We start from the raw sequence: 15661 nt of genomic DNA on the forward strand, positions 1-15661 counted from the left end.
CCCGTCATGGCCGGGTTGATGGCCATGGCCCTGCTGGAGAGCAACAGTGTCACACGCGTATCTCGAACGGGTTCGAACCTATCTGCTGGACTTTCAGGACAGGCTTTGTCAGACGCTGGCACAGGCTGATGGCCAGGCCGGCTTCGTGGAAGATGCCTGGACGCGTGAGGATGGCGGCGGTGGCCGCTCCCGCGTGATCACCGACGGCGCCGTGTTTGAAAAGGGCGGTGTCAACTTCTCGCATGTCTTTGGCGAAAACCTGCCACCGTCGGCCTCGGCGGCGCGCCCCGAACTTGCCGGCCGCAGCTTTCATGCCGTCGGCGTCTCCTGGGTCTTGCATCCCCGCAATCCGCATGTACCGACTACCCATGGCAATGTCCGCTTCTTTATTGCCGAAAAGGAAGGCGAAACCCCCGTCTGGTGGTTTGGTGGCGGGATCGATCTGACGCCGTACTATCCGGTACTGGAAGACGTCGTTCACTGGCATCGCACTGCCCTTGAGGCCTGCGCGCCCTTCGGTGATGACGTCTACCCTCGCTACAAGCGCTGGTGCGATGAGTATTTCTATCTCAAGCATCGCAATGAAACCCGCGGTGTAGGCGGTCTGTTCTTTGATGACGTCAACGAGGAAGGTTTCGAGCAGAGCTTTGCCTTTCAGCAGGCGGTCGCCGAAGCCTTTGCACCAGCCTATCTGCCCATCATTGAAAAACGCCGTGAGACCTCTTATGGCGAGCGCGAGCGCCATTTCCAGAACTATCGTCGCGGGCGCTATGTCGAGTTCAACCTGGTGTATGACCGCGGGACGCTGTTCGGTCTGCAAAGCGGTGGACGCACCGAGTCGATTCTGATGTCGATGCCGCCGGTAGCCCACTGGGCCTATCAGTATCAGCCCGAGGAGGGCTCTCCCGAAGCCGAGCTGTACGCGCACTACCTGCACCCGCGTGAATGGCTCGAGGAGGCCGATCAGGCATGAGCAGGTCACCGCTTTACGCCGTATTCGGTAATCCCGTGGCGCACTCGAAATCACCGCAGATTCATGCCGGTTTCGCCGCGCAGCTGAGTGACCCGGTGCGCTATGAGCCACGCCTGGCACCGGTCGATGATTTCCCGGGCCACTGGCGTGCCTTCATGGCCGAGGGTGGGCGTGGCGCCAACGTCACCGTTCCCTTCAAGCAGGAGGCAGCAGCGCTGGCGGATCGACTGAGTGATCGAGCGCAGCAGGCGGGCGCCGTTAATACGCTGATCCTGGACAGGAATGGTGAAGTGGTGGGTGACAACACCGACGGCGCCGGGCTATTGCTGGATCTCAAGCGCCTTGAGGCACCGCTTGAGGGCGCGCGTATTCTGGTGCTGGGCGCAGGCGGCGCAGTACGCGGGGTGTTGCAGCCTTTGCTTGAGGCCCAGCCGTCAGCGCTGGTCATTGCCAATCGAACGATCGACAAGGCCACGGCGCTGGCGGAACGCTTTGACATCCAGGGCAGGGTGCGCGGCTGTGGCTTTGAAGAGATCAAGGGGCGGTTTGATCTTGTGATCAATGCCACCAGCGCCAGTCTTGCCGGGGAACTGCCGCCGCTGCCCGACACGCTTTTCGATGAAGGGGCGTTGGCCTACGACATGATGTATGGCGCGGCCCCTACGGTCTTTCTGCAGTGGGCGCAAACGTTTGGGGTGCGCTGTGTGGACGGGCTGGGCATGCTGGTCGGCCAGGCGGCCGAGTCCTGGTATCAGTGGCGCGGGACACGTCCCGACACCACACCGATTCTGGCAGCACTGCGGGCCGATCTGCGCTGATCGGCCCGGCAGGGGTCAGGATTTGATGTTGCCACAGTTGGGGGTATGGCCTGCAGCGCGTGCCTCCTCCGACAGCTTTAGCGCGCTTTGCATGCGCCCCTTGAGGGCTTCGCTGCGCTCGCCGCTGTTGGGGTGGGTCGAGGCCCATTCCGGGGGCTGGCCGCCGCCGGCGCTGGCCATGTTCTGCCACAGCGCAATACTGGCCTGTGGGTCAAAGCCTGCCCGTGCCATCAGATCCAGCCCCAGCAGGTCAGCTTCACTCTCCTGACGGCGTGAGTAGGGCAGCAGTACGCCATACTGGGCGCCGGCACCGAGCAGCTGGGCCAGCGCATTGTTGCCTGTCACTGACTGCACCACACCCAGCCCGGTGCTGGTCAGCGACTGGGTCGAGGTACGTTCGTTGGCATGGTTGGCCAGCACGTGGGCCATCTCGTGACCCACCACCGTGGCGATCTGATCCTGATTCTTTGCCACCTTCATCAGACCGGTATTGATCACGACGTAGCCACCCGGCAGGGCAAAGGCGTTGGGTTCCTCATCCTGATAAACGCCAACGGTCCATTTTGATGGGCCCTGACCTTCAGGTAGCGTCTTGATAATGGCATCGGCAATACAGGTGACATACTGGCCGTCACGGCCGGTGGCCTGCTTGTGGCTCTTGCGGTATTCATCAAAGGCTTTCTGGCCCTGCTGGTCAATTTCACTGCTGTCAAACAGCGACAGCTGGGATCTTCCCAGAGGCGAGGTCGTGCAGGCACTCAGGCCAAGGCTCAGGGCCAGTGCGCCCAGCATGGTCTTGCGCATCATGAACGGCAAAACTCCTGTAATGGTTGGATAAGCCCGACTGGACGCGCACCAGGCGAGCGCGGCAGGATAGCGGGATCATTGTCACATGACAGCATAACCCGATGCGGAGCAATACATGAATGCGCAGTTGAGCACACGTCTTTTGAACCTGCTGGACAGGCTGGAGCCTCTGCTGCCGCCCGAACGGGCGCCCATCGACTGGTCACGTGATATTGCCGCGCTCTGGCAGCGTCACGCGCTGGGTGGACGACTCACACCGGTACAGCCGCGCGATAGCGTGCGCGTGGCAGAGCTGATCGGTATCGACAGCCAGAAAAACGCGCTGGTGGAGAACACGCGAACCTTCCTGCGCGGCCGGCCGGCCAATCATGCGCTGCTCTGGGGTGCGCGCGGCACCGGCAAGTCATCGCTGATTCGCGCACTGATCAACGACCTGGCAGGCGAAGGGCTGCGGCTGATTCAGGTCGACCGTCATGATCTGGTCGGGCTGCCCACGCTGGTGCAAACGCTCAGAGACAGCGACTATCGCTTTGTCGTCTATTGCGACGACCTCTCCTTTGAAGGCAGCGATGATGCCTACAAGGCGCTCAAGAGCGTGCTGGATGGCACCCTGACCGGCCCGCCGGACAATGTATTGCTGTATGCCACCTCCAACCGGCGTCATCTGCTGCCGGAAAGCATGACTGACAACAATGATACGCAGGTCGTGGGTGGCGAGATCCATCATGGTGACGCCGTCGAGGAGAAGATCTCGCTGTCGGACCGTTTCGGGCTGTGGCTGTCGTTTTATCCCTTTGATCAGGATACCTATCTCCAGACCTGTGCTCACTGGGTGGCGCATCTGGGCGGACAGTTTGATGACGCCGCCGAGGCAGAGGCGCGCCGTTTTGCGCTGTCGCGAGGCGTGCGCAGCGGCCGTGCGGCATGGCAGTTCGCCATTGCCTGGACGGGGCGTCATGATGCCTGATGGCCATCAGGCGCCGGGCGCAGTGCCTGAAGAAGATTCAGTGTCGACGCCTGCAGCGTTGTTACTGCTGACCGGCACGGCTGGGATGGCATTTTCCGGCAGGCCCGATGCGCTGCGCTGCTCGGCAGAGCCTGCGATATCCAGCGTAATGGTGGGCGCCGGTATCAGGCGGGCCATCTCGCTGTCCAGTCGCGGCGTCAGCGACAGGGTACTGCCTGCCGGCAGCTGCTGGTGATTCGCCAGACGCTGGGCCAGTGCCAGCAGCGCTTGATTGTAGCTGGCGCCTTCACGCTCTGGCGCCTCGGGGAAAAGCTCAACGGGCAGACGCAAATTGGCAGGTTCACCGCCGCGCAGGGTGACGGGCTCATCCACGTCACCGCTGACCGGTTCGGCGCCGGGCACCACGAGCTGCCAGGCATAGCCCGCCAGCGTGACATCGGGGGCCGCGTCCGGTGGCGTCAGGGAAAGGGGCAGATCCAGACTGACCGGCATACCGGCCATATCAAGGCCGGCCCGGGCCAGCGCCGTGGGTTCAAGCGTCAGGGCATCCACGGGTACGGCCCAGCGGCCGATACGCACGTTTTCCACCCCCATTGACTGCAATGCCAGCCGGCCCAGCATGAAGCTGGCCTGTGGCAGGGCCAGACAGCCGGCCAGTGACAGTGTCATGGCCAGCAGCAGCGACTGGCGATATCGATATACTTTTGATGTCATGCCGGGCTCCGATCAGTAGTACGTTTTTGATAAACGCATACTGATGAAAGCCTGGTCGAGATTGGAAGGAAAGTCATACCGGGCCTTCAGATGTGAAGGCCCTGTGGGATCAGCGGCGGTTCTTGCGCGCTTCCTTCGTGCGTGCCAGCTGACGGGCCTTGGCCTTTTCTCGATCGCTGTCGCCACTGTTCTTGTCGTAGGGGTTGTCGCCGGAGCGAAACTCGAAGCGGATCGGCGTGCCCTTGACCTTGAGTACCTTGCGAAAGGTATTGATCAAAAAGCGCTTGTAGGCTTCCGGCAGGGCATTGGTCTGATTGCCGTGCACCACGATCAGCGGCGGATTGGCACCCCCCTGGTGCGCCATGCGCAGCTTGATGCGACGACCGTTGACCAGTGGCGGCTGGTGCTCGCTGACCGCGTCCTGCAATAGCGTGGTCAGGCGGTTGGTGGACCAGCGTGCCGTGGCCGAGGCGAAGGCGCGATCGATGGACGGGTAGAGATCTCCCACGGCCGTACCGTGCAGCGCCGAAATGAAATGCAGGTCGGCGTAATCGGCAAACCCCAGACGCCTTTTGATATCGGCACGCATCTTCTCGCGGGCTTCCTGCTCCAGCCCATCCCACTTGTTGACGGCCAGCACCAGGGCGCGCCCGGTGGTCAGCACATAATCCAGCAGGTGCAGATCCTGCTCGACCAGCCCGGTCCGGGCATCAAGCACCACGATGGCAACGTTGCACTCCTTGATGGCGTCCAGCGTCTTGATGATCGAAAACTTTTCGGCCGCAAGGCTTATATTCTTGCGTCGACGGATACCCGCCGTATCGATCAATACGTAGGGCTTGCCGCGGCGCTCAAACGGAATCTCGATGGCATCACGGGTGGTGCCGGCCTCGTCAAAGACCACGACGCGCTCTTCGCCCAGCAGCCGGTTGACCAGTGTGGACTTGCCCACATTGGGCCGACCGACCACGCCGATGCGAATGCCGTTGGCGATCAGGTCCGGGTGGGTCTGCTCGGCAACCTCGGGGAAGGGCTCGAGCACATGCTCGATCAGGGCAGTAACATTGCGCCCATGAGCAGCGGCAATGGCATGCGGGTCGCCCAGCCCCAGCGCCCAGAAATCAGCAGTGGCAATCTCTTCCTGCAGGCCGTCGCTTTTATTGACTACAAGCCAGGTCTTTTTCTGATTGACGCGCAGATGATTGGCGATCGCCTCATCGGCCGGCATGACGCCGGCGCGCGCATCCACCATGAAAAAGACAATATCGGCTTCATCGATGGCCAGCAGCGACTGTTCGGCCATGGCCGCATCGATACCCATCTCATCGCCGCTGATACCCCCGGTATCAATGACGGTGTAGGGCTTGTCACCCAGCTGACCGTTGCCATAGTGGCGGTCGCGGGTCAGGCCGGGAAAGTCAGCGACGATGGCATCGCGCGAGCGGGTCAGGCGATTGAATAGCGTGGATTTGCCGACATTGGGTCGGCCGACAAGTGCGATAACGGGATTCATGAGGGTCCTGCAAGATAAGAGGGAGCGGGCTGTCGGCTTGATAGAGGACAGCGCTGATACCGTCCGTCCTGATGGGGGCATTCTAACCCGAAAGGCGCCGGTATTCGAAACAGGTGATGTGCTCGACAAGGCAGACATGATAAACGAGCGGGCCTTCCGGGCAGATACCGGAAGACCCGCAGCGAGGAGGCCATCAGAACAGGTTTACTGTTGGTTCATGGCCTTGAGGGAGTAGGCGATCAGCTCACCGCTGTTGGTCAGCACGAAGACATGCTCACCATCGGTCAACGGCGTGATGCTGATACCGTCACCCCCCGGACGTGTGCGGCCTTCGAGCTCGCCATTCTGGGCATCAATGATGTGCAGATAGCCCTGATAATCGCCAACCACCAGTTTGTTATCCACAAAGACCGGCGCGCTCAGCGAGCGGCCTTCGAGTTCGTCCTGGTTCCAGATGACACGGCCGTTGTTGGCATCAATTGCCATGATGTGGCTATCCGCCGTGACCGTGAAGAGATAGTCGCCCACCAGCACCGGGGTGTGATAGCTGGACTGTTCCCGATCCCACAGGGGCTGGCCATTGCGTGCATCAAGGGCCATGACGCGGCCGTTGTAGCTGGTCACGAACAGGCGGCCGTCCTGGGTCAGGACCGGCTGACCGTCAAGGTCCACCAGCTGTTCGACTTCGGTGCGCCCCTGGGGCACGGCGACCCGCAGGTCCCACAGTTGCTGGCCGCTGCGGTTGTCAAAGGCGGCCAGACGACCGTTGGCAAAGCCTGCAAAGGAGACCGGATCAATGGTGCGTGGGGCACCGGTGCCGCGCAGTGTCAGTGCCGGCTGGGAGGAGGCGTACAGCCACTGCTGATCGCCGGTAAAGCGATCCAGCGCGGTGAGTGTGCCATCCACGCTCTGCACCACGACCTGGCCACTGTTGAGCTGCGGCGGGGCAATGACTTCGCTGGAGACGCGCGAGCGCCAGACGATGTCACCGTTGTCTTCATTGAAGACGATCACCTCGCCGTTGCGCGTGCCGGCAAACAGCTGGCCGCTATCCGCCGTCAGGCCGCTGGAAATGGGCGTGTTCAAACGCTTTTCCCATTCGATCCGGCCGTTTTCACGGTTGATGGCCTTGACGTTGCCTTCGGCATCACTGGCATAGAGGGTGTTGCCTGAAATGGCCGGCGAGATCGGATAGCGGGCGCGCGTCAGCGAGCCGATGCCACGTGACCAGATGCCATCAACCCTGACGCTTTGATCAATATTGGTCAGCTCACGGGGCTGGGTGCCGGTCTGAACATTGCCCGAGCAGCCAGCCAGTGCCAGAAGCGAGGTGGCGCACAACAGTGCGCCCAGCGGTTTTGCCATCAGCGCGAGTCGCTTGATGCCCGGGTATGAAGAAGAGCCGTTTTCAAGCGTGCTCATGAAGCCTCCTGAGGCGCCAGATCATCGAGTTTGAGTTGTATGCCGGAGAGCTCCTGATTGTGCTCACGCGCCAGATTGACGGCGTCCTGCCAGGCACTGCGTGCCTCGGCGGTATTCCCCAGCGCCCGCTGAATATCGCCACGGATATCCGCCCCGCGCGCGCTCATGGCATCGGGCAGCTGCAGGCCGTCAAGCGCTTCAAGCGCCTTGTCGGCGTTATCCTGGCCCAGCTGTACACGTGCCAGCTCAAGGCCTGCCAGCGCACGGATCTCGTCACGATCACTGCTCTGGCGTACATCGTTCAGCGCCCGCTCGGCTGCTGACAGATCATTGCCATCCACCGCCATACGTGCCTGAATCATGCCGGCCAGGTCAGCGTACAGGGTGCCACCGTGCTGATCACGAATGGCATCGATGATGCTTTGTGCCGCCTGGCGACCGTTGTCATCGAGGCTGTCCTGGGAGGTCAGCTGGATCAGCTGCTGGTACTGGAGCGAGGCAGCCTCGGACTGCGCCTGCTGATGATCCTGCCACCAGTGCCAGGCAAAAAGCGCTGCCGCGGCAATGATAATGCCGCCCAGAATCGGTTTAGCGTAGTCATGCCAGAGCCGTTTGGCAGCTGCCAGCTGATCGTCTTCTTCGTGAATATTCAACTGATCCGCCACGTGCGGCACTCCTGTAGGTTCGATCTCATGACGGTCTCTGCCCGGGTCATCGAAAAGCGCTAAACGCGGTTCGAGTGGCCGCTGTCTGTCGGGCGCTCGTCGATCCAGCGCGCAAGACGCTCGACCAGCGAGTGGGTATCCAGCTGCTGCTGGGGTTCTTCGCCGCGCAGATCCTTGATGGTGGCCACACCGGCCGCCAGCTCGTCTTCACCCAGCATGACCACAAAGCGGGCGCGACTCTTGTCGGCCTTTTTAAGCTGACTCTTGAAGCTGCCACCGCCGCAGTGTACCTGCACACGCAGACCAGGCAAGCGACTGCGCAGGGTTTCCCCCAGCACCAGCAGCTGCGTGTCGACGCCTTCGCCCTGGCCCATCAGGTAGACATCCAGAATGTCTTCAGCGGCCGCCGGGACCAGCGCCAGCGTTTCCAGCAGCAAAATCAGACGCTCGACGCCCATGGCAAATCCCACGGCTGGCGTGGGCTTGCCGCCCAGCTGCTCGACCAGACCGTCATAGCGCCCACCGGCACAGACGGTGCCCTGACTGCCCAGCGCCGTGGTGGTCCACTCAAAGACCGTGCGGCTGTAGTAATCCAGTCCGCGTACCAGACGCGTATTGATCACGTACTGAATGCCCAGCGCGTCAAGGCGCTGCTTGAGGCCTTCAAAGTGCGCCACGGAGGCTTCATCAAGATGATCGATGAGCTTCGGTGCTGCCTCGATCAGCGCCTGCATGTCGGGGTTCTTGCTGTCGAGAATGCGCAGTGGATTGCTGTCGAGACGACGGCGTGCATCCTCATCAAGCTGATCCAGATGCGCGTTGAAATACTCGACCAGCGTGGCGCGATAGGCGTGACGCGCTTCGAGCGAACCCAGCGAGTTGATCTCGAGCTGCACGTGATCGATCAGGCCCAGCGCCTGCCAAAGGCGAGCGGAAAGGGCGATGACCTCGGCATCGATATCCGGGCCTTCAAGCCCGAAGGTCTCAACGCCGACCTGATGAAACTGGCGGTAGCGGCCCTTTTGAGGGCGCTCATGGCGAAACATGGGACCGGCATACCAGAGCCTGTGGGTCTGGTTATGCAGCAGCCCGTTTTCGATGGCGGCACGCACGACCGAGGCCGTACCTTCCGGACGCAGGGAAAGGCTGTCACCGTTGCGATCGTCAAAGGTATACATCTCCTTTTCGACGATGTCGGTCACCTCGCCAATGGAGCGCTTGAAAAGCGCCGTCTGCTCGAGCACCGGTGTGCGCATTTCCAGGTAGCCGTACTGTGCCATGAGCTGGCGTACATGCTGCTCGAAGTACTGCCAGAGCGGGGAGCGCTCGGGCAGCAGGTCATTCATGCCTCGGATGGCCTGTAATTTACTGGACATTGATCGCTTATCGCTGCATTTCAAAAAAGGGCGCCCGGAACTCAGACGCGGGTGATGACATCTTTTTCTTCGGCTTCCTTGCGCGCAACACGGTCTCGAATCAGTTTTTCAAGATCGTCAACGAGATGATCGTTGCGCAGCTTCTGCGCAGGCTTGCCATCGATATAGACAAGATTGGCCGGACTGCCGCCGGTCAGGCCGACATCGGTTTCCTTTGCCTCGCCTGGGCCATTGACCACGCAGCCGATCACCGACACGTTCAGCGGTGTCATGATGTCTTCAAGACGCTCTTCGAGAGCATTCATGGTGCCGATGACATCGAAGTTCTGGCGTGAACAGCTCGGGCAGGCAATGAAATTGATGCCGCGCGAGCGCAGCTTCAGACTTTTAAGGATGTCATAGCCTACCTTGATCTCTTCGACCGGATCCGCGGCCAGCGAAATACGCAGGGTATCGCCGATGCCATCCATCAACAGCGCGCCCAGGCCAATCGAGGACTTGACCGTGCCGCCGCGCAGGCCGCCGGCTTCGGTAATCCCCAGATGCAGGGGCTGATCGATCTGGCTGGCGATCTGGCGATAGGCGTCAACGGCCATGAAGACGTCGCTGGCCTTGAGCGAAATCTTGTACTCCTGGAAATCCAGACGGTCGAGATAGTCAATGTGGCGCATGGCTGATTCGACCAGGGCTGCCGGCGTCGGCTCGCCGTACTTTTTCTGCAGGTCCTTTTCCAGCGAGCCTGCATTGACGCCGATGCGAATCGGAATGCCATTGTCACGGGCTGCCTGCACCACGGCATGCACACGGTCTTCCCGGCCAATGTTGCCCGGATTGATACGCAGGCAGTCGGCACCCAGTTCGGCCACGCGCAGGGCAATGCGGTAATCGAAATGGATATCGGTGACCAGCGGCACCGAGGTGCGCTGCTTGATTTTGCCGAAGGCCTCGGCACAGTCCATATCCGGCACTGACACGCGAACGATGTCACCGCCGGCGGCGGCAATACGCTCGATCTGTTCGACGGTGGCATCGACGTCCAGCGTATTGGTGTTGGTCATGCTCTGTACGGAAATGGGTGCATCGCCGCCCACCGGCACATTGCCGACGTGGATCTGACGCGACTTGCGCCGTACGATCGGGGACTGGCTAATCATGATAAATCACTCCCCCAGGGTAAAACGGGCAACGTTGCTGCTGCCGGCGTGTTGGGACATGTCTACGCGTTCGCCTCTGTAATCAATGGTGACCTGATTGGCATTGCCTACCGTCAGGCGAAAGGGCGGCACGCCTTCGATCGTGGCGGTGGTGCCACTTTGCTGCAGGCCGCGCAATACGGTGGTGCCGTTGGCATCACGAACATCCACCCACGACTCACTGCCAAAACTCATCTGCACATTGCGACCACTGGCGGCCGGATCGGCCGCGCTGTCTTCATCACTGCTGGTGTCTACCAGACCACCGGTCGCGCCGTTGCGCCCTTCAGGCGTATCTACCTGGAGGGTGCCGGGACGGGGGATGTCGCTGGTGGTTTCACCACCGGCCACCTGAGTGGCAATACTGCTGTTGACCGGGGTGCTGCCAGCCATGTTACCCGAGCCATCCGTCGCCGTGGGAGTCGTGCCGGGTTGTGCTTCAGGTGCCGGCGGCAGATCGCGATCGGCTGCGGCCTCCTGCTGTACGACATTCTGCTCGGGCATGGCGCTGTCATCGCCGTAGCCTGGCGCACTTTCACGGCCTTCCCACCATAGCAGGGTCATGACCGCCAGAATGACCACGACAGCAACCGAGGCGACGCGAAAGGCGATGGCGCCCATGCGCGAGGGCGGCTTGATGCTGCTGATGGGCGCTACGCGACGCTCATCAAGGTCGCTGCGGCCGTGAACACGGTCATAGGCTGCCACAATGGCCCGGTCATCAATGCCCAGCAGGCGGGCATAAGCGCGCAGATAGCCTCGACGATAGGTCGGAATCGGGATCTGCTCGTAGTTGTCACGTTCCATGTCAGCGACCAGAGACGGGCGCAGGTTCAGCTGCTCGGCGGCATCTTCCAGCGGCAGACGCTGACGTTCGCGCTCTTCACGCAGCATTTCACCGGCGCCCGGCTCCACGGCGGAGGAGGCATGCTGTTCGCTCATGCAGAATGTTCCTTGTTCGGTCGTGGCACGAAAGGTTCCTTTTCCGGCGTTTGACGTAAGGCCGCCTTACCCGTCATGGGATGATCCGGCGCGAAGCTTTTGAGAAAGCTGCGTGCTCTCGTCATCGTGACCGGCAAGCTGAATATAGTGTTCCAGCGACGCTCGGGCAGCATCGGGCTGTTGCTGGCGATATTGTACTTCGGCCAGACCCAGCCATGCGCGAGGCAGTCGTTCGTCAAGCTGCAGGGCGCGCTGGTAGGCCAGCAGTGCGGCGCTATTCTCGCTCTGACGCTGCCGACACTGCCCCAGGTTGGTAAAAAGCTGGGCGCGGCGTTCATAGCGCAGATCCGTACTGGCCTGCTCAAGCTGTTCACAGGCCTGCGGGATACGATTCTGGCTGAAAAGAAACGCTGCGTAATTATTGCGCGCCTGGGTAAACGAGGGGCGTGCGCTCAGGGCACGCTGAAAATATTGATCGGCGCTGGTGGTTTCACCCTGGCGTTGATAGATCAGGGCAAGCCCCTGCAGGGCATCGGGATCATTGGCAGAAAGGTCAATGGCTCGACCGAAGGCCTGCTGGGCACGCTCCAGATCGTCGCGCTGCAGGTAGGCCATGCCCAGCTGGGTATAGGCGGTGGCCGGTGACTCCTGCGATGACGTCACGTTGCTGCCATGGCTGGCGCATCCTGCAAGTGCCAGAGTGGCCAGCAGCAGGGCGCTCATGACCAGTGATGTCCTGAGAGTGCAGCAAAAATGAATCATCGACTTCCCGACGTGATGAACATGCCCGAATCCATTGAACAGGAATAATAGCGTCGACCATCAAAGCGCCGGTGCCCCGTCAAGTCAAGCCGGCGACGGACAGGGCATCGCGCACAGGTCATGACGCGTCGAGCTGAACGGCATTGATATAGCGCTCTGCACGCCGGGTGCGATCCTTGACACGTCCGACCAGTTGTCCACAGGCCGCATCGATGTCGTCACCACGCGTCATGCGTACCGGCGCATTATGGCCAAGCTCGTAAAGCCATGCCTGAAAACGCATTACCTGATTGCGCGAGGGCTTTTCATAACCGGCGTGCGGGAAGGGGTTAAAGGGAATCAGGTTGATCTTGCAGGGCAGATCACCCAGCACTTCGGCCAGCTGTTCGGCGTGTTCACGCTGATCGTTGACGTCCTTGATCAGGGTGTATTCGATCGTGATATGACGGGTGCCATCGCTTTTGGACAGATAGCGCCGGCAGGCATCCAGAAGCGTTGCAATGTTGTACTTGCGATTGAGCGGCACCAGGGTGTTGCGAAGCGCATCATTGGCGGCGTGCAGCGAAATGGCCAGGGCGACATCAATTTCATCGCCCAGGCGGTCGATCATGGGCACCACACCCGAGGTGGACAGGGTGACACGGCGCTTGGAAAGGCCATAGCCATTGTCGTCGAGCATCAGATGCATTGCCGGCACGACATTGTCGTAGTTCAGAAGCGGCTCGCCCATGCCCATCATGACCACGTTGGTCACGGCCCGGCGCCCGTCATCATGGCCCATGCGCCCACCGGCGCTGGCCTGGGCGACCCAGACCTGGCCAATGATTTCAGCCGCCGTCAGATTGCGCTGAAATCCCTGCTTGCCGGTCGAACAGAAGCTGCAGTCCAGCGAGCAGCCGACCTGGGAGGAGACACACAGCGTGCGCCGGTTACCGTTCTCGGAAGGAATCAGGACGGTTTCCACAAAGCTGCCGTCTTCCACTTCCAGTACCCATTTGCGGGTGCCATCGCTGGACTGTCCTTCGTAGACCACCTTCGGTCCACGAATTTCGGCCACGCGTGAGAGCTTGTCACGCAGGGCCTTTGAAATATTGGTCATCTGCGAGAAATCATCGACACCCTCATGATGGATCCACTTCATGATCTGGGCGGCACGAAACTTTTTCTCGCCCTGCTCGATGAAGAACTGTTCCATCTGGCTGCGTGAAAGACCCAGAAGATTGACGGGTGTCGTCGTGGCAGTCTGTGTCATGGCAGTGAGCTCGCTGGTGTCATAGTAGAAAGAAGGCCGCCCTCTGCCTTCAAGGCAGAGGGCGGCCGAACGCGGCAGTCAATCAGCCGCGCGGGCAGATTTCTTCGTCAGAGAAGAAGTAGGCCACTTCACGCTGGGCAGATTCCGGCGCATCGGAGCCGTGAACGGCGTTGGCATCGATGGAAGTAGCGAAATCGGCGCGGATGGTGCCGGCTTCGGCTTTCTTCGGGTCGGTGGCACCCATCAGTTCACGGTTTTTGGCGATGGCGTTGTCGCCTTCGAGTACCTGAACAACGACCGGGCCGGAAGTCATGAAGGAGACCAGGTCATTGAAGAAGGGACGCTCGCTGTGCTCGGCGTAAAAGCCCTCGGCCTTGTCCTTTGACAGGTTGACCATCTTGCAGGCCACAACCTGCAGACCGGCCTTCTCGAAACGAGAAATGATGTCGCCAACGGCATTCTTGGCAACGGCGTCCGGCTTGATGATGGAGAGAGTACGTTCCTGGGCCATGTTAAAGGACTCCTGACATGGTGATGGGTTCAAGGGTATTCGTGATTCAGGATAGCGCAGAGCCGGCAGCTGCTTTAACAGCTGCCGGCTCCGGCGAAAATCGCGCCATTATAGCCATACCCGACGCAACATGCATCCGGCATGGTGAGGGTGGTATCAGACGCTGAAGCTTTCGCCACAGCCGCATTCATCGCGCACGTTGGGATTATTGAAGCGAAAGAAGCGGTTAAGCCCTTCGCTGACATAATCCACCTCCGTGCCGTCAAGCACGGACAGGGCCTCATTATCGACAATGACCCTGACGCCATGATCCTCAAACACCTGATCATCGGCATCAATGCGGTCGGCAAAATCGAGCACATAGCTGTAGCCCGAGCAGCCGCTGGGCTTGACCGCCACACGCAGTCCCTCGCCACTGCCGCGCTCTTCAAGCACGTGGCGAATCTGGTGGGCGGCGGCTTCGGAAATCGAGATCCGGGCCATGGCTTTTCCTCCCCGGTGATGCGCGCCTGTCGCGCGCGAAAATGATAAATTAACGTCAGGCACTCTGACGTGTGCGCAGCTGGCTCAATGCGTTTGAAAGCGATTCAATCGCCTGATCAATGTCGGATGTCTGACTGAAGCGACCAAAACTGAAGCGAATCGAGGCCAGCGCGCGCTCACGCGGCACACCAATACCGGTCAGGACATAAGAGGGATCAACGCTGGCCGAGTTGCAGGCCGACCCGGTAGACACCGCAAGCCCGCGCAGCGCCATGATCAACGCTTCGCCATCCACGCCTTCAAAGCCGACGTTGATGATGTTGGGCACGTGCGCGCCGCCCTCGGCGTTGATCCAGGTGCCTTCAAGACCGCGAAGTCCCTGACGAAATCGCTGGCCGAGCTGTTCAAGATGAGCGTTATCGCTGGCCTGTTCCTCCTGGGCCAGCGCAAAGGCCCGGCCCATACCGGCAATCTGATGGGTCGGCAGGGTCCCGGAGCGCATGCCGCGCTCATGGCCGCCGCCGTGAATCAGGGCCTCGATGCGGGTGCCGCGACGCACGTAAAGCGCACCGATACCCTTTGGCCCGTAGACCTTGTGTGCCGACAGCGACAGCATGTCGATGGGCAGGGCGCTCATGTCGAGTGTGATTCGACCGGCCGCCTGAGCGGCATCCACATGAAAGGCGGCGCCATGTTCGGCGGCGATGGTGCCCAGCGCCTGCAGATCATTGATGCTGCCCAGTTCGTTATTGACCGCCATCAGGGAGACCAGAATGGTATCCGGGCGCAGCGCGGCCTTCAGGTCAGCAGGGGAGACCGTGCCGTCAGCCTGTGGCGCCAGCAGGGTAACCTCAAAGCCTTCACGCTCAAGCGCTGCGACACTATCGAGCACGGCCTTGTGTTCGATGCTGGAGGTGATCAGATGGCGCCCACGGTCACGATGAGCGCGCATGTAGCCAATGAGCGCCAGGTTATCGGCCTCGGTCGCCCCCGATGTCCAGACAATCTCGCGCGGATCGGCACCGATCAGATCACTGACCTGGCGTCGCCCGGTCTCGACGGCCTGTTCGGCCAGCCAGCCCGACATGTGGCTGCGTGAGGCGGGGTTGGCAAAGGTGCCTTCCAGTGTCAGATGACGTGCCATGACCTCGGCAACACGCGGGTCGACCGGGGTCGTGGCCGCGTAATCAAGGTAAAGGGGCATGGTGCTCATGATGTTTTCCTTTCTCCAACGTCATGACCCTCTGCACGACGCACAATGAC

16 protein-coding genes are annotated in these 15661 nt (G+C 61.0%); 3 read left to right on the forward strand and 13 right to left on the reverse strand.

Going from position 1 to position 15661, the window contains the following annotated elements; genetic code table 11:
* Positions 1 to 46: 46 nt before the first annotated feature.
* Both hemF and aroE read left to right on the forward strand, forming a co-directional pair.
* Positions 47 to 973 carry an oxygen-dependent coproporphyrinogen oxidase gene (hemF, locus tag IE123_RS00220; RefSeq protein WP_189513890.1) on the forward strand — a complete coding sequence of 309 codons (927 nt, stop codon included), beginning with the start codon at positions 47 to 49 and terminating at the stop codon, positions 971 to 973.
* A complete protein-coding gene (aroE, locus tag IE123_RS00225; protein WP_189513893.1) occupies positions 970 to 1791 on the forward strand; it encodes a shikimate dehydrogenase in 822 nt (273 codons plus the stop codon). Before hemF ends, aroE begins: the two co-directional genes overlap by 4 nt.
* Positions 1792 to 1806: 15 nt before the next feature.
* On the opposite strand, the gene IE123_RS00230 is transcribed toward aroE, so the two are convergent.
* A complete protein-coding gene (locus IE123_RS00230; RefSeq protein WP_189513896.1) occupies positions 1807 to 2598 on the reverse strand; it encodes a M48 family metallopeptidase in 792 nt (263 codons plus the stop codon).
* A gap of 115 nt (positions 2599 to 2713) precedes the next feature.
* Here IE123_RS00230 and IE123_RS00235 point away from each other — a divergent pair, with 115 nt between their 5' ends.
* Complete coding sequence (locus IE123_RS00235) at positions 2714 to 3565, forward strand: ATP-binding protein (protein WP_189513898.1); 852 nt, start codon at positions 2714 to 2716, stop codon at positions 3563 to 3565.
* Between the two features lie 6 nt (positions 3566 to 3571).
* On the opposite strand, the gene IE123_RS00240 is transcribed toward IE123_RS00235, so the two are convergent.
* From IE123_RS00240 to IE123_RS00295, 12 genes are all read right to left on the reverse strand, one after another.
* On the reverse strand, positions 3572 to 4279 hold the full coding sequence (locus IE123_RS00240) for a hypothetical protein (RefSeq protein WP_189513900.1): 708 nt from the start codon (positions 4277 to 4279) through the stop codon (positions 3572 to 3574).
* A gap of 109 nt (positions 4280 to 4388) precedes the next feature.
* On the reverse strand, positions 4389 to 5792 hold the full coding sequence (gene der / locus IE123_RS00245; protein ID WP_189513903.1) for a ribosome biogenesis GTPase Der: 1404 nt from the start codon (positions 5790 to 5792) through the stop codon (positions 4389 to 4391).
* Positions 5793 to 5996: 204 nt separating this feature from the next.
* Positions 5997 to 7214, reverse strand: a complete 1218-nt coding sequence (bamB, locus tag IE123_RS00250) for an outer membrane protein assembly factor BamB (protein WP_229819478.1) — start codon at positions 7212 to 7214, stop codon at positions 5997 to 5999.
* A complete protein-coding gene (locus IE123_RS00255) occupies positions 7211 to 7879 on the reverse strand; it encodes a YfgM family protein (protein WP_189513906.1) in 669 nt (222 codons plus the stop codon). The genes bamB and IE123_RS00255 overlap by 4 nt, the downstream gene beginning before the upstream one ends.
* 59 nt (positions 7880 to 7938) lie before the next feature.
* Positions 7939 to 9255: a histidine--tRNA ligase gene (hisS, locus tag IE123_RS00260; protein ID WP_189513910.1), complete on the reverse strand. Its 1317-nt coding sequence runs from the start codon at positions 9253 to 9255 to the stop codon at positions 7939 to 7941.
* A gap of 41 nt (positions 9256 to 9296) precedes the next feature.
* Positions 9297 to 10409, reverse strand: coding sequence for a flavodoxin-dependent (E)-4-hydroxy-3-methylbut-2-enyl-diphosphate synthase (gene ispG, locus IE123_RS00265; RefSeq protein ID WP_189513913.1), 1113 nt, complete (start codon positions 10407 to 10409; stop codon positions 9297 to 9299).
* A gap of 6 nt (positions 10410 to 10415) precedes the next feature.
* The gene (locus IE123_RS00270; RefSeq protein ID WP_189513916.1) at positions 10416 to 11390 is read right to left on the reverse strand and encodes a RodZ domain-containing protein; all 975 of its coding nucleotides are present in this window, start codon (positions 11388 to 11390) and stop codon (positions 10416 to 10418) included.
* Between the two features lie 66 nt (positions 11391 to 11456).
* Entirely contained in the window at positions 11457 to 12113 is a 657-nt protein-coding gene (gene pilW, locus IE123_RS00275; protein WP_189513918.1) for a type IV pilus biogenesis/stability protein PilW, read from the reverse strand.
* 157 nt (positions 12114 to 12270) lie between these two features.
* Positions 12271 to 13404, reverse strand: a complete 1134-nt coding sequence (rlmN, locus tag IE123_RS00280; protein ID WP_189513920.1) for a dual-specificity RNA methyltransferase RlmN — start codon at positions 13402 to 13404, stop codon at positions 12271 to 12273.
* Between the two features lie 82 nt (positions 13405 to 13486).
* On the reverse strand, positions 13487 to 13915 hold the full coding sequence (gene ndk, locus IE123_RS00285; protein WP_189513922.1) for a nucleoside-diphosphate kinase: 429 nt from the start codon (positions 13913 to 13915) through the stop codon (positions 13487 to 13489).
* Between the two features lie 156 nt (positions 13916 to 14071).
* Positions 14072 to 14398 (reverse strand): HesB/IscA family protein, encoded by a 327-nt coding sequence (locus tag IE123_RS00290; RefSeq protein WP_189513924.1) that lies wholly within the window; start codon positions 14396 to 14398, stop codon positions 14072 to 14074.
* 55 nt (positions 14399 to 14453) lie between these two features.
* The gene (locus IE123_RS00295) at positions 14454 to 15611 is read right to left on the reverse strand and encodes an aminotransferase class V-fold PLP-dependent enzyme (protein ID WP_189513927.1); all 1158 of its coding nucleotides are present in this window, start codon (positions 15609 to 15611) and stop codon (positions 14454 to 14456) included.
* Positions 15612 to 15661 lie beyond the last annotated feature (50 nt).

This window comes from Kushneria pakistanensis, assembly GCF_014652795.1.
Classification (GTDB): domain Bacteria; phylum Pseudomonadota; class Gammaproteobacteria; order Pseudomonadales; family Halomonadaceae; genus Kushneria; species Kushneria pakistanensis.

Bases quoted from the DNA above. Each gene is read 5' to 3' on its own strand.
- aroE (WP_189513893.1), top strand. From the start codon at position 970: ATGAGCAGGTCACCGCTTTACGCCGTATTCGGTAATCCCGTGGCGCAC.
- IE123_RS00230 (WP_189513896.1), bottom strand. From the start codon at position 2,598: ATGATGCGCAAGACCATGCTGGGCGCACTGGCCCTGAGCCTTGGCCTG.
- IE123_RS00235 (WP_189513898.1), top strand. From the start codon at position 2,714: ATGAATGCGCAGTTGAGCACACGTCTTTTGAACCTGCTGGACAGGCTG.
- IE123_RS00240 (WP_189513900.1), bottom strand. From the start codon at position 4,279: ATGACATCAAAAGTATATCGATATCGCCAGTCGCTGCTGCTGGCCATG.
- der (WP_189513903.1), bottom strand. From the start codon at position 5,792: ATGAATCCCGTTATCGCACTTGTCGGCCGACCCAATGTCGGCAAATCC.
- bamB (WP_229819478.1), bottom strand. From the start codon at position 7,214: ATGAGCACGCTTGAAAACGGCTCTTCTTCATACCCGGGCATCAAGCGA.
- hisS (WP_189513910.1), bottom strand. From the start codon at position 9,255: ATGTCCAGTAAATTACAGGCCATCCGAGGCATGAATGACCTGCTGCCC.
- ispG (WP_189513913.1), bottom strand. From the start codon at position 10,409: ATGATTAGCCAGTCCCCGATCGTACGGCGCAAGTCGCGTCAGATCCAC.
- IE123_RS00270 (WP_189513916.1), bottom strand. From the start codon at position 11,390: ATGAGCGAACAGCATGCCTCCTCCGCCGTGGAGCCGGGCGCCGGTGAA.
- pilW (WP_189513918.1), bottom strand. From the start codon at position 12,113: ATGAGCGCCCTGCTGCTGGCCACTCTGGCACTTGCAGGATGCGCCAGC.
- rlmN (WP_189513920.1), bottom strand. From the start codon at position 13,404: ATGACACAGACTGCCACGACGACACCCGTCAATCTTCTGGGTCTTTCA.
- ndk (WP_189513922.1), bottom strand. From the start codon at position 13,915: ATGGCCCAGGAACGTACTCTCTCCATCATCAAGCCGGACGCCGTTGCC.
- IE123_RS00290 (WP_189513924.1), bottom strand. From the start codon at position 14,398: ATGGCCCGGATCTCGATTTCCGAAGCCGCCGCCCACCAGATTCGCCAC.
- IE123_RS00295 (WP_189513927.1), bottom strand. From the start codon at position 15,611: ATGAGCACCATGCCCCTTTACCTTGATTACGCGGCCACGACCCCGGTC.